At 74.5% G+C, this 12,483-nt stretch carries 10 protein-coding genes; 6 read left to right on the top strand and 4 right to left on the bottom strand.

Annotation, left to right across the window (positions count from 1 at the left end; all coding sequences use genetic code 11):
* The first annotated feature begins 53 nt into the window (after positions 1 to 53).
* The gene (locus ACFVFQ_RS00460) at positions 54 to 794 is read left to right on the top strand and encodes an FAD:protein FMN transferase (protein ID WP_383406981.1); all 741 of its coding nucleotides are present in this window, start codon (positions 54 to 56) and stop codon (positions 792 to 794) included.
* A gap of 9 nt (positions 795 to 803) precedes the next feature.
* On the opposite strand, the gene ACFVFQ_RS00455 is transcribed toward ACFVFQ_RS00460, so the two are convergent.
* Positions 804 to 2,495, bottom strand: coding sequence for a CocE/NonD family hydrolase (locus ACFVFQ_RS00455; RefSeq protein WP_383406068.1), 1,692 nt, complete (start codon positions 2,493 to 2,495; stop codon positions 804 to 806).
* Between the two features lie 202 nt (positions 2,496 to 2,697).
* Between ACFVFQ_RS00455 and ACFVFQ_RS00450 the strand changes: the two genes are divergently transcribed.
* The gene (locus ACFVFQ_RS00450) at positions 2,698 to 3,021 is read left to right on the top strand and encodes a putative quinol monooxygenase (RefSeq protein WP_383406065.1); all 324 of its coding nucleotides are present in this window, start codon (positions 2,698 to 2,700) and stop codon (positions 3,019 to 3,021) included.
* Positions 3,022 to 3,109: 88 nt separating this feature from the next.
* On the opposite strand, the gene ACFVFQ_RS00445 is transcribed toward ACFVFQ_RS00450, so the two are convergent.
* Together ACFVFQ_RS00445 and ACFVFQ_RS00440 are read right to left on the bottom strand one after the other, a co-directional pair.
* Entirely contained in the window at positions 3,110 to 4,096 is a 987-nt protein-coding gene (locus ACFVFQ_RS00445) for an LLM class flavin-dependent oxidoreductase (protein ID WP_383406063.1), read from the bottom strand.
* Between the two features lie 178 nt (positions 4,097 to 4,274).
* Positions 4,275 to 5,567, bottom strand: a complete 1,293-nt coding sequence (locus ACFVFQ_RS00440; protein ID WP_383406060.1) for an erythromycin esterase family protein — start codon at positions 5,565 to 5,567, stop codon at positions 4,275 to 4,277.
* Between the two features lie 497 nt (positions 5,568 to 6,064).
* Between ACFVFQ_RS00440 and dnaK the strand changes: the two genes are divergently transcribed.
* Both dnaK and grpE read left to right on the top strand, forming a co-directional pair.
* Positions 6,065 to 7,930 carry a molecular chaperone DnaK gene (gene dnaK, locus ACFVFQ_RS00435; protein ID WP_383406057.1) on the top strand — a complete coding sequence of 622 codons (1,866 nt, stop codon included), beginning with the start codon at positions 6,065 to 6,067 and terminating at the stop codon, positions 7,928 to 7,930.
* A complete protein-coding gene (gene grpE, locus ACFVFQ_RS00430; protein ID WP_383406053.1) occupies positions 7,927 to 8,595 on the top strand; it encodes a nucleotide exchange factor GrpE in 669 nt (222 codons plus the stop codon). Before dnaK ends, grpE begins: the two co-directional genes overlap by 4 nt.
* Before the next feature lie 29 nt (positions 8,596 to 8,624).
* Here the strand turns inward: grpE and ACFVFQ_RS00425 are convergent, their stop codons facing one another.
* Positions 8,625 to 10,157, bottom strand: coding sequence for a nitrilase-related carbon-nitrogen hydrolase (locus ACFVFQ_RS00425; RefSeq protein WP_383406050.1), 1,533 nt, complete (start codon positions 10,155 to 10,157; stop codon positions 8,625 to 8,627).
* Between the two features lie 240 nt (positions 10,158 to 10,397).
* Between ACFVFQ_RS00425 and ACFVFQ_RS00420 the strand changes: the two genes are divergently transcribed.
* A complete protein-coding gene (locus ACFVFQ_RS00420; protein ID WP_383406046.1) occupies positions 10,398 to 11,675 on the top strand; it encodes a sensor histidine kinase in 1,278 nt (425 codons plus the stop codon).
* On the top strand, positions 11,672 to 12,406 hold the full coding sequence (locus tag ACFVFQ_RS00415) for a response regulator (RefSeq protein ID WP_383406043.1): 735 nt from the start codon (positions 11,672 to 11,674) through the stop codon (positions 12,404 to 12,406). Before ACFVFQ_RS00420 ends, ACFVFQ_RS00415 begins: the two co-directional genes overlap by 4 nt.
* Positions 12,407 to 12,483 lie beyond the last annotated feature (77 nt).

Below are 12,483 nucleotides of genomic sequence, written 5' to 3'. Positions count from 1 at the left end.
CCGGGCGGGCGCCGGAGCGGCGGGGCACCGGGCTGCGGCACGTCGAGCATGTGATGGGGACGGTGTTCTCCTTCGACGTCCGCGCTCCCGTATTGCCGGGCGTGGCGGCCGCGTTGGAGGACGCGGTGGCCTGGCTGCACCACGTCGACCGGGTCTTCTCCCCCTACCGCCCGGACAGCGTGGTGAGCCGCCTGGCCCGCGGCGCCGCGCGGCCCGAGGAGTGCTCGGCGGAGGTGCGCGAGGTCCTCGCCCGGTGTGAGGCGGCCCGGCGCGCCACGGGCGGCTGGTTCAGCCCGGTCGCCGGCGGCGTCCTCGACCCGTCGGGCCTGGTCAAGGGGTGGGCGGTGGAGCGGGCCGCGGAACGGCTCCGGGCGGCTGGCGCGCGGCACGTGTGCGTCAACGGAGGCGGCGACCTCCAGTTCTTCGGCGGCTCGGCGCCCGGTGTGCCCTGGCGGATCGGGCTCGCCCATCCGTTGCGCCCGGGCGCCCTCTGCGCGGTCGTCACCGGCCACGACCTGGCCGTGGCCACCTCCGGCACCGCCGAGCGCGGCGCGCACATCCTGGACCCGCACACCCGGGCCCCGGCCCGCGGACCCGCCGCCGTGACCGTCGTCGGCCGCCGGCTGACCACGACCGACGCCTACGCCACGGCTGCCTTCGCGAGGGGCGCGAAGGCAGCCGACTGGTGGGAATCCCTGCCCGGTCACGAGGCGTTGGCGATCACCCGGGACGGCGGGTCGTGGCACACCACGGGTTTCCCCCGCTGGGGCACACTGCTGGTCGCCGGCCCCTGACCGCGGCGCTCACCGCAGCGGCACCGTCAACTCTGCCGGGGCGTTCGCCGGGGAGCCGAAGGCCACGGTGGAGCCGCGTGGGGTGCGGCCCCCGTAGAGCGGGTCCGCGGTGTCCAGCACCAGGGCCAGGTGGTGGCCGGCGGGGACGTCGTAGGCGGTGGGGAAGAGGGTGACGTCGAGGGCGACGGGGCGGCCGGGGTGGGTGCCGGTCCAGCTCTGGGGGGCGTGGGAGATCAGCTTGCCGATGCCGAGGGTGTTGACGTCGTAGAGGTAGGCGAAGGCGGTGCCCTGGGGGGCGGAGGCGGTGACGGTGGTGCGCAAGTGGGCGGCGCCGCGCAGGTGTTGGGGCGTCGCGTAGGGCGCCGACTGCCAGACCGCGGCGGAGCGGCGGGGCAGCAGCGGGACGGCCACGGTGGGCGGCAGGCCGATGACCTGGTCGAGGGTGCCGGAGAGCTCGGCGATGCCGCCGTCGGCGCCCGAGTCGGTGCCGCCGGCCACCTGCCGCGTCCAGCCGGTCGGGGCGGCGCCGGTGGCGAGGGTGCCGGTGCCGTGGGAGTCGGGGCGGCCCAACGACAGGTACTCCATACGGGAGTTGACGGTCTGCCAGTTGGGGTAGCTCTCCTGGCCGCCGGTCGGTCGGACCTGGAGTTGCACCCCTTCGCGCGTGGCGGCGGTCGCGGCGGCGCCCTTGAGGTGGCGGTCGAGCCAGTGGCGGGCGCTGGTCCAGGTGGCGTTGGGCAGGCCGAGCAGGCTGGTCAGCTCCTGGGTGGCGTGGTCGCCGGGGCGCAGTTCGAGCCGCTTGGGCACGGTCAGCCGCTGGTAGAAGGCGGTCATCTGGCCGGGGTTGAAGATGCTGTCGCCCCAGGCGTTGGCGAGGAAGACGGCGGTGCCGTGGGCGTTGATGCGGTCCACGTAGGTGGCCGGGGAGCGGGTGTGCGCCCACTGGACGACGCGGGGCATGTCGCGGTCGGCGTAGAGGTCGGAGAGCGTCCGGGCAAACTCGGGGCTGCGGCGGCCGGTGGGGGTCTGGACGGCGGCGAGCAGACCGGCGGCCTGGAGGTGCCGGGTGCGGCCGCTGTAGAGCGCGTCGGTCAGGTCCGCCCAACCGCTGAGCGAGGCGACCGCCTTGACCCGGGGATCGGAGGCGGCGCCCATCAGCGTCAGGCCGCCACCCAAGGAGAGACCGACCATGCCGATCCGGCCGCGGTCGGACGGGGTGTGGGCGAGGGACCAGTCGATCACCGAGGAGATGTCGCCCACGTCCTTGGGCCCCGCGACGTCGATCTTCCCGCCGGAGGCCCAGAAGCCGCGCACGGTGTACGTCACGGCGACGTAGCCGTCGGCGGCCAACGCCCTGCCCTGGGCCACGTATTCCAGGTCGTTCTGCCCCCAACTGGCCGGCTGGACGACCAGGGGGTAGTGGCCGTTGCGGTCGGCGCCGGGGGTGCCGGGCGCGGGGGTGAAGACATCGGCCTTGAGGACGGTGCCGTCCTTCATGGGGATGTCGACGAGGCGGAAGGCCGGGGCGGCGGACGCGCGGGCGGTGGCGGCCGTGGGCCGCCCCTTGCCGGTCATCGCCGCCGCGGGGCCGGCGGGCACGCCGACGGCCAGGGCGAGGGCAACTGCCCCCGCGCACAGGGACGTTGCCGTGCGGCGTCGTCGGCCGAGGGGGTTGCCTGCGGTTCGGCGGGGTCGCGCCATCGCTGCTCCTGGGGGGTCTGAGCACGGCGCCACGATGGCGTCCGTAGGGTGCGGTGATCGGGAGCGTAGAACCGGCCGACGGCCCCGGGCGAGATCATGATCGGCCAAATTACCGACGGGTAATGCACCGTTACCGGCGGCCACTTGAGGGCGGGCGCGAGGCGATATGCGTGGGATACGGCAAATGGTTTAGGGTACCCGGATGATCTTTATCGTTGTGAAGTTTCCCGTGAAGCCCGAGCACGTCGAGGAGTGGCCCGAGAAGGTCGCCGCGTTCACCCGCGCCACCCGGGAGGAGCCCGGCAACCTGTGGTTCGAGTGGTCGCGCAGCATCGAGGACCCGAACACCTTCGTGCTGGTCGAGGCGTTCCAGGACGACGCCGGCGAGGCGCACGTCAACTCCGACCACTTCCGCGCCGGCCTGGAGACGATGCGCCCGCTGCTGCGCCGCACCCCCGACATCGTGAGCACCACGATCCCGGGCGCCGAGGGCTGGAGCGCGATGGGCGAGCTCACCATCGACTGACGCCCGCGCACTGCACTGACGAAGCGGCGGATCGCCCCGGGGCGGCCGCCGCTTCGTCGTGTCGACGCGATGGCTCGCGTGCGGTGGCTCAACGGAGCCCGGGGGCGACCTCGGACGCGAAGAGGTGGAGCGAGCGCAGGGTGCGGTCCGGGCCGGGGTCGACGGGGTGGACCTGGATGATCAGGTCGGTGGCGAGGGGCAGCAGGCGGTCGGCGCGCAGCGCGGCGAGGACCTCGTCCGGGGTGCCGACGCAACTGTCGTTGCGGGCACCGCGGGCCGCCTCCGGGCCGGCCTGCGCGGCGTAACGGGCGAATCCGGCCTCGGCGTCGGCCAGCGCCTCGGCACGGGTGGGCGCGACGTAGACGGAGCGGGACAGGCCGATCCGCGGGGTGGAGTCCGGGCGCTTCCAGTGCGCCAAGTACGCCTCCACGAGCGGGAGTTGGGCCTCGCCGAGCGGGGTTCCGGGCGGCACCGAGCTACTGCCGGGGACGGGGCTGACCGAGGTGCGGGCCAGCATCAGCCCGCTGCCGTGCTCCGCCGCCCGCACCGCGCCGGGCACCCCGAAGGTGGCCTCCCACAGCCGGTCGGCCAAGCCGGGGGCCGGCGGGAACAGCGCGGGCCCGCCGGGCGCCAACTCCGCGCCGGCCAGGGCGTCGCGCACCACCCGCAGACCGTCGGCGTAGGCGGCCCGGCGGTCCGCCGGGGAGCGGCCGAAGAGGGCGGAGACGAGCGCGCCGCCGCCGGTGCCGAGGCCCAGTTCCAGGCGCCCGCCGCTGAGCGTGTCGAGCACCGCGGCGTCCTCGGCGAGCCGCAGCGGGTCCTCCATCGGCAGGGTGATGATGCCGGTGCCGAGCCGGAGCCGCCGGGTGCGGGCCGCCGCGGCGGCGAGGAAGACCAACGGCGAGGGCAGCCCGCCGTCCTGGCCGGCGTGGTGCTGGGCGACCCAGCCGCTGGCGAAGCCCCGTTCCTCCGCCGCGGCGAACAGCTCCAGCGCCTGCGCGTAGAGCTCGGCGGGCGGCGCGTCGTCCACGAGGCGGGTGAACACGCCCAGGCGGAGCGGTGGTTGTGCGGTCATCCGGTCCTCTCGTTCGGCGCGGGCGGTCACCTGACGGGACGCCCGCGGGGTGCGACGGGTGGTGGCGGGGTATCCCTGCCCGCTCGTCAGAGCCCTAGTGCTCCGGCGGCGCCGCGGGGCACGGCCCGACCCATGGCGCCGCCGGAGCCCTCTCGTTGGGGCGGGCCGTTCCGGGAGTTCAGAAGCGGACCGACGGGTCCCGGGTCACCTTCGGGACGGACAGGACCGCGTCGAAGGCCGCGGGGATCTGGGTGCGGACGCTGGCGCTCTGGGTGCGGATCCGGTTGAGCAGCGGCGTCCCGTCGGCGCCGCGCGGGGAGTTGCGGAGGTCGGTGAGGGTGGTCCGGTCGCCGAGCCCGGCGTCCAGGAGGGCGCCCTCGACGCTGCCGGGCTCCGGGGGTGCCAGGGGCGCGTCCGCGAGGGTGAAGCCGACCGGGCTGTGCTCGTCCGGGAGCATCTCGGGCACGCGGTCGGTGGTGTGGGTGAGGGCCACCGTGCGGTAGGCGTCGCCGAGGGTGCGCGCCAGGTGCCCACCCATGGGCAGCGTGCGGAAGGCGTCGCCGAACGCGATCTCGGTCTTCTGGATGTGGTTGTTGTGCGCGACGAGCACGATGCGGGTCCCGGGGGCGCTGTGCTCCAGGTGCCAACGGACCGACTCGGCGAGGTAGACCTCGCGGACCGCGAGGTCGCTGCCGCTGCCGCGGCCGGACTGGAGGGCGTGCACCGCCTGGAACAGGTAGTCCGCGTGGGCGGCGGCCTCCACCCGGCGCAGGGCGATGTCGTAGCGCTCCTGGCCGCCGTGGGCCACGCACTGCGGTTCGGTGGCCCGCAGCCGGAGCCGGAGCCTGGCGAGGGCGGCGGTCAGCGCGTCCTGGTCGGCGCGGGCGAGGCGGGCCCAGGCCGGTGCGGCGGTCATGCCGGAGCCGCCGCAGAAGCGGTCGCTGAGCTCCAGCGCGGTCTCCAGGAGCGGGACGGCGTCGGGGTCGGCCGCGCGGAGGTAGTCGCCGACGGGCTCCAGGGCGGGCCGCAGCGCCCCGCCGGCCTCGGGCAGATCGAGTCCGGCGAACCGCAGGGGGTGGCCGCCGGCGCGCTGGTGCCCGCGCAGCCAGCGCAGGAAGCCGCCGGCACCCCACTCGGCGGCCGCCCGGCTCACCTCCGCCAGGCCCTCGTCATCGCCCTCCCCCTGCACCCAACGGTCCACGGCGAAGGCTTCACTGAAGCCGAACTCGACGGCGAGGACGGTGAATCCACACCGCTCGGCGAGGAACCGCACCACCCGTTGGCGGGCGAGCCAGAACTCCTCGACGAAGTGCGCGCCCTCGCCCACGGCGACGACCCGGGCGCCGTCGGCGATCTCCCGGAGCGCCTGGAGGTCGTCGAGGGGTGCGTGCGGGTCGAGGGTGGTCAATGCGGTGGCGTGCGCGCGGAACCAGGGGGCGAGCGGGGCGTGCGGGGCGGTCTGGTCAGGCATGGGTATCTCACTTCTGCTCTGCGTACGGGAGGCGCTGGCCGCATGCGGGAGTCTCTGCTCCGCGTACGTCCCTGCTCCGCGTACGGAAGTCCGGGACGGTTGCGCGCCCATGGGCCGGCGGGGCCGCGGGGCGCGGGGGCGCAGGCGCGGTCGGCACCGGGCCGTCCGGCCGGCGGTGCGTCGCGCCCGTCGCGGGCGTCGATCAGAGGAAGTGAGTGTGTACCGGCATGCGGGCGACCATAGCCGCCGCCGTTTTGGCGCCGCACCCGAATTTCCGCCGGCCCGGCCGCGGCGCCGCTCCACCGTGGGGAACATTCTCGGCAAAAGGTGCACCTTGACAGTCATCGGGGCACGTTCTATGCAGATGATGTAGCCGGCTCGGCCGCGATATCGGCAGGTGAGAAGGGTTGCGAGGGATACGGCCGGACGCCGCCCCTCGGGACGGACCGTCCGCCGCGCCGTCGCCCCGGATCGGGCCGCAAGACGAGGAGAAGACCATGGCACGAGCAGTCGGTATCGACCTCGGGACGACGAACTCGGTGGTCAGCGTGTTGGAGGGCGGCGAGCCCACGGTGATCGCCAATGCCGAGGGCGCCCGGACCACCCCCTCGGTGGTCGCCTTCGCCAAGGGCGGCGACGTCCTGGTCGGTGAGATCGCCAAGCGGCAGGCCGTGACCAACGTCGACCGCACCTGCCGCTCGGTGAAGCGCCACATGGGCGACGCACAGTGGCACTTCCCGGAGAGCGGCGACATCGACGGCAAGCGCTACACCGCGCAGGAGATCTCCGCGCGGGTGCTCCAGAAGCTCAAGCGGGACGCCGAGAACTACCTCGGCGAGGAGGTCACCGACGCCGTCGTCACCGTCCCCGCGTACTTCAACGACTCCCAGCGCACCGCGACCAAGGAGGCCGGCGAGATCGCCGGGTTGAAGGTGCTGCGGATCGTCAACGAGCCCACCGCCGCCGCCCTGGCCTACGGCCTGGACAAGGAGAACGACCAGACGATCCTGGTCTTCGACCTCGGCGGCGGCACCTTCGACGTCTCCCTGTTGGAGATCGGCGACGGCGTCGTCGAGGTCAAGGCCACCAACGGCGACACCCACCTGGGCGGCGACGACTGGGACCAGCGGATCGTCGACCACCTCACCAAGCGGTTCAACAGCGCGTACGGCATCGACCTGGCCAAGGACAAGATGGCCACCCAACGCCTGCGCGAGGCCGCCGAGAAGGCCAAGATCGAGCTGTCCGCGGCCAGCGAGACCACGGTCAACCTGCCGTATCTGAGCGCCTCGCCCGAGGGGCCGCTGCACCTGGACGAGAAGCTGACCCGCGCCCAGTTCGAGCAGATGACCGCGGACCTGTTGGAGCGCTGCAAGGCGCCGTTCCACAACGCGATCGACGACGCGGGCATCAAGGTCGCCGACATCAACCACGTGATCCTGGTGGGCGGTTCGACCCGGATGCCGGCGGTGACGGACCTGGTCCGGCAGCTCACCGGCAAGGACCCGCACAAGGGCGTCAACCCGGACGAGGTGGTCGCCATCGGCGCCTGTCTCCAGGCCGGTGTGCTCAAGGGCGAGGTCAAGGACGTCCTGCTGCTGGACGTCACCCCGCTGTCCCTCGGCATCGAGACCAAGGGCGGCATCATGACCAAGCTGATCGAGCGCAACACCACGATCCCCACCAAGCGCTCGGAGACCTTCACCACCGCCGAGGACAACCAACCCTCCGTGCAGATCCAGGTGTTCCAGGGCGAGCGGGAGATCGCGGCGTACAACAAGAAGCTCGGGATGTTCCAACTCACCGGCCTGCCGCCGGCGCCGCGCGGCGTCCCGCAGATCGAGGTCTCCTTCGACATCGACGCCAACGGCATCATGCACGTCACCGCCAAGGACCTGGGCACGGGCAAGGAGCAGAAGATGACCGTCACCGGCGGCTCCTCGCTGCCGAAGGACGACATCGACCGGATGGTCCGGGACGCCGAGCAGTACGCCGAGGACGACCGCCAGAAGCGGGAGGCCGCCGAGACCCGCAACCAGGGCGAGCAACTCGTCTACCAGACCGAGAAGTTCCTCAAGGACAACGAGGACAAGGTGCCCGCCGAGGTCAAGGGCGAGGTCGAGACCGCCGTTGGCGAGCTCAAGGAGGCGCTCAAGGGCGAGGACACCGCATCCATCCGCACCGCGTCGGAGAAGGCCGCGGCGGTGTCCCAGAAGCTGGGCCAGGCCATGTACGCCGAGGCCCAGTCCGCGGCCGGTCCGGACGGTGCCGGCGGACACGGGGAGCAGCAGGCCAAGGGCGAGGACGAGGTCGTCGACGCGGAGATCGTGGACGACGACAAGCGGGAAGGAGGCGGACGATGAACCGTCCGACCGATGCCGGCCGTCTGCCCCGCCCGCCGCTGGCGCTCGTCGGGCGCACCGGGCCGGAGCGGGGCTCGGCGCCGCCGCCCCGGCCGGAGTCGGACCAGGTGCGGCCGGGCCGGGACGCCGGCCGTACGCCCCGGCGCGACACCGCGCCGCCCGGCCCCGGCGCCGGCGCCCGGCAGCCCGACGCCGAGCGACTGGTGTCCGAGGTGCGGGAGCGCACGGCCGATCTCCAGCGGCTCAAGGCGGAGTTCGACAACTACCGGCGCCGGGTCCACCGGGACCGGCTGGCGGTGGGCCAGATCGCCGTGGTCAACGTGTTGGAACGGCTGCTGCCGGTGCTCGACGCGATCGCCGAGGCCGCCGAGCAGGGCGAGGTGACCGGCGGCTTCCGGCGGGTCGCCGACCTCCTGGACGCGGAGTTGGCCTCCCTGGGGCTCGTCCCCTTCGGTACTCCGGGCGAGCCCTTCGACCCGAACGTCCACGAGGCGGTGACCTACCGCCCCACCGGAGCGGGTGCGCGCCCCGCGGCCGGCGAACGCCCGGTCTGCGCCGAGGTCCTCCGCCGGGGCTTTTGGGTCGGCGACCGCCTGCTACGCCCCGCCCAGGTGGGCGTCACCGGCGCCCCGACCACCAACTCCCCTAAGAGGAAGCGGCATTGAAGAAGAAGCGGCATGGACGACGCTGACGCCTACGACGCGGACGGCCGGCGCCGGATGAGCGCGCCGGCCACCAGCGCCCCGACGGCCACCAGGCACAGCCAGGCGAAGGTGTCCCCGATCCGGCCGTAGACCGTGGTGGTGCCGTGCAGCGGGACGTAGGCGACGGTGGCCTGGCGGTCGGTGAAGTAGTCCGTGGTGGCCAGCGTCCGGCCCTGGTCGTCGAACGCGGCCGAGACCCCCTCGGCGTCCTGGCGGAACAGCGCGTAGCCGGACTCGACGGCCCGGACCGCGGCCTTGGCGGTGTGCACCCGCCCGAACTCCGGCCAGTCGTGGGCCGGGACGAGCATGAGGTCGGCCGGGACCCGCATCAGGCCGGGGAAGTCGGCGTCGTAGCAGATGACGTTGGCGATCCGGCCGTACGGGGTGGCGGCGGTCGGGACGCGGCCGTCGCCGGGGGTGTAGGTCTCCGAGCCGGGGATGGGGTGGGCCTTCTGGTACGTCCAGTGCACGGTGCCGCGGGGGTCGATGAGGAACGCCTCGTTGCGGCCGTAGGACGGTGCCTGTGCGGTGTGGACGCGCAGGCCGACCTCCAGGTAGATCCGCGAGCGGCGGGCCTCTTCCCGGGCCGCGGCGAGGGCCGCGGGCTCGTCGGCGGCCAGCACCCGCGCGCCCTCCTCGGGCCAGACCACGATCTTGGCGCCGGCCGCGGCCTCCCGCCGGGTGGCGGCCAACAGGCCGTCGAGCACGGCGCGCTGGGCCGGCCGGAGGCCCAACGGCGGGTGGGCGACCAGGCCGGTCGGCCCGCCGGTGGCGCGGGCGTACTGCGCCTTCTGGGCCCGGACCAGGGCCGCGTCCGCGGTGACGCCGGCGATCCGGACCGTCGGCCCGGTGGGCGGGGCGAGGGCGAGCCGGGCGCCGCCGGCGAGGACGACGGCGAGCAGCACCGCGGCGCAGGTGAATACCGCGCGCCGGGCGGTGACCCAGGAGGCCGTCTCCCAGAGGTGGTTGAGGGTCGAGGCGCACCAGGCGATCAGGAAGCCGATCCCGTAGGAGCCGGTGACCGAGACCAGTTGCAGCAGCGGCAGCGCGCCGGTCTGGGTGGCCGCCAGCGAGCCGTAGACGGTGCCGAACGGGCTGAGCAGGGTGATCAGGAACTCGGCGCCGGCCGTCGCGGCCGGGAACGTCAACAGGGCCGCCCACGGCCGCAACCGCCCTATGAGCAGGCGGTCCAGGAGGAACGGCAGGGTGAGCAGCGCGGCGAGCCCGATCATGCCCAGCAGGACGACGGGGTTGAAGCCCACCGCCGACTCGGCGACCCAGAAGACCGCCGCCACGGAGTTGGCCGCCCACAGCACCAGGGCGCCGGTCCAGGGGCGGCCGGTGCGGGCGAAGCGCAGCAGCAGGGCGGGGAAGAGCCAGGCCGCGGCGGCGATGTCCCAGCGGCCGCCGACGGCGAGGAGGTGGGCCGCGGCGCCCAGGAGCAGCAGCGTCCAGCGGGCGCGGGCCGAGGTCGTCCGGGGGCCGTCGCGTCCCGTACGCCCGGCGGTACTCGTGGTGTTCACGTGGTTCGTCGATCCCTTCGACGGTCGGTGGGTCGGTGACTGACCGGGCGGTGCGCGGCGCGCCGACCGGTCGGATTCCGTGGGGTTTTGACGCTACGGAGGCGGGGGTGGCCGCGGCGTCGTCCTGGTTGCCGATCCGCCGCCGGGCCGCGCACCTTTGGTTGCGTCGGCGGGCGGCCCGTTTCCCTCCTCGCGGACGATCGCCGCCCCGGGGGCGGGTGGTTAGCCTTGCGACCCGTTATGGACATGCACCTCACGGCCGCCCTCCGGGGCGCCCACCGTCAACTCGCCAAGCGGCGGCCCTGGCTCGGCGATCTCGCGCTCGGCGGCGGGCTGACCGCGTTCGACATGCTGACCCTGCTCGCCCGGCACCCGGCGCCGAGTCCGGTCGGCGTGCTGCTCTGGGGGTTGCAGACCCTGCCGCTTATCTGGCGCCGCCGGTGGCCGCGGACGGTGCTGTGCGCGATGACCGCCGCGTTCGTCGCCTTCGAAGTCGTCGATCCGGTGCCGGGCAAGATCCCCGGCCCGTATCTGCTGATCTTCGCCGGGTATGCGGTGGCCCGCCGCACGCCGGCCCGCTCCGGGCTGCTGTGGACGGCGCTCTCGCTGCTCACGGCCGTGGCGACGGACCTGCTCACCGGCCGGACCGCAGCTCCGCAACTCGGCTCGCTGGAGCCGGTCACCGCCACGACCTTCGTGGTCTTCTACGGCGTCGCCTGGCTCCTGGGGTACGGGCGGCGGCGGATCGCGCTCCAGGCGGACCGGCTGCGCGACCTCAACCTCCGGCTCGGCGAGGCCAACGGGCGTCTGCAGGAGGCCAACTCCCGCCTGCGGGACGCCAACGAGGACCTGCGCGCCGCCCGGGAGCGCAACGCCCGTCAGGCCCAGGTCACCGAACGGGCCCGGATCGCCCGCGATCTGCACGACGTGGTCGCCCACCACGTCAGCGCCATCGCCGTCCGGGCGCGCGCCACCGACGAGGTGCTCCAGGACGACGTGGCGGACGGCCGGCGGGGCGTGGCGCGGATCGCGGCGACCGCCGACACCGCGCTGGTCGAAATGCGCCGCATCCTGGGCCTGTTGACCGCCGGCGAGGACCGGGACGGTGGTGCCGGCCCCGCGCCCGAGCCGTCCCTGGGCCACGTCCGGGCGCTGTTCGCGGCGGTCGAGGCGGCCGGCTGCCGGGTGACCGCGGAGCTGGACGACGCCCTCGGCGCGCTGCCGCCCGCGCTCCAGGTGTCGGCCTACCGCATCCTCCAGGAGGCCCTGACCAACGTCCTCAAGCACGCCGGCGGCACGGACGTGCGGGTCGTGCTGCGCCGCGGCGCGACGGCGCTGACCATAGCCGTCGACAACGGGCCGGCGGCCACCGGGCACCGGCCGCCGCCCGGTTCGGGCCGGGGCCTGCTCGGCGTCCGCGAACGCGTCGCGGCGTTCGGCGGCACCGTGCACAGCGGCCCGCGCCCGCACGGCGGTTGGCGAGTGTCCGCCACGCTCCCCCTGGAGGCCCTCGCATGACGATCCGGGTGCTGCTCGCCGACGACCAGGAGATGGTCCGCGACGCCCTGCGGGCGGTGATCGACCGTCGCCCGGACTTCGAGGTCGTGGGCACCGCCGCCGACGGCGCGGAGGCGGTCGCCCGGGCCCGCGAACTTCGCCCGGACGTCGTCGTCATGGACGTCCGGATGCCCGGCACCAACGGCATCGAGGCCACCCGCCTGCTGCTCGCCGACTGGCCGCACCCCGGCCCGCCGCCCCGCGTGCTGGTCCTGACCACCTTCGACCTGGACGCGTATGTGCACGCCGCGCTGCGCGCCGGCGCCTGCGGCTTCCTGCTGAAGAACAGCCCGCCGGACCAACTCGCCCACGCCCTGCGGGTGGTGGCCGACGGGGACGCGATGCTCGCGCCGAGCGTCACCCAGCGGCTGATCGGCGCCTTCACCGCGCTCCCGGCGGGCCTGCTGCCGGGCGCCCCGTCCCCGTCCACCGCCGCCGGTCGGCGCCTGGACGCCCTCACCGCCCGCGAGTTGGAGGTGCTGCTCCTGGTCGCCCGCGGCCGGTCCAACCTCCAGATCGCCGAGGACCTCGGGCTGTCCCAGCCGACCGTCAAGAGCCGGGTCAACCGCATCCTGACCCGGCTGGGCCTGGAAAACCGCGTCCAGGCAGCCCTCCTGGCCCATGAGGCGGGCCTCCTCGGACCCGCCACGGCCCGGCCGCACGACGCCGACGGCGCGCCCGACCGGCCGTGACGACCGCCGCGGGAGTGCGGTGCCCTTGCGTGGGTGGGGCGGTGGCGGCGAGGGTGGGCCCCGGCCCGTCCCCGCCG

Source organism: Streptomyces sp. NPDC057743 (assembly GCF_042798755.1).
Taxonomy (GTDB): Bacteria; Actinomycetota; Actinomycetes; order Streptomycetales; family Streptomycetaceae; genus Streptomyces.
Note: the sequence above shows the minus strand (reverse complement) of the source record. Positions and strands in the feature narration are given on the sequence as shown.

Bases quoted from the DNA above. Each gene is read 5' to 3' on its own strand.
- ACFVFQ_RS00460 (WP_383406981.1), top strand. From the start codon at position 54: ATGGGGACGGTGTTCTCCTTCGACGTCCGCGCTCCCGTATTGCCGGGC.
- ACFVFQ_RS00455 (WP_383406068.1), bottom strand. From the start codon at position 2,495: ATGGCGCGACCCCGCCGAACCGCAGGCAACCCCCTCGGCCGACGACGC.
- ACFVFQ_RS00450 (WP_383406065.1), top strand. From the start codon at position 2,698: ATGATCTTTATCGTTGTGAAGTTTCCCGTGAAGCCCGAGCACGTCGAG.
- ACFVFQ_RS00445 (WP_383406063.1), bottom strand. From the start codon at position 4,096: ATGACCGCACAACCACCGCTCCGCCTGGGCGTGTTCACCCGCCTCGTG.
- ACFVFQ_RS00440 (WP_383406060.1), bottom strand. From the start codon at position 5,567: ATGCCTGACCAGACCGCCCCGCACGCCCCGCTCGCCCCCTGGTTCCGC.
- dnaK (WP_383406057.1), top strand. From the start codon at position 6,065: ATGGCACGAGCAGTCGGTATCGACCTCGGGACGACGAACTCGGTGGTC.
- grpE (WP_383406053.1), top strand. From the start codon at position 7,927: ATGAACCGTCCGACCGATGCCGGCCGTCTGCCCCGCCCGCCGCTGGCG.
- ACFVFQ_RS00420 (WP_383406046.1), top strand. From the start codon at position 10,398: ATGGACATGCACCTCACGGCCGCCCTCCGGGGCGCCCACCGTCAACTC.
- ACFVFQ_RS00415 (WP_383406043.1), top strand. From the start codon at position 11,672: ATGACGATCCGGGTGCTGCTCGCCGACGACCAGGAGATGGTCCGCGAC.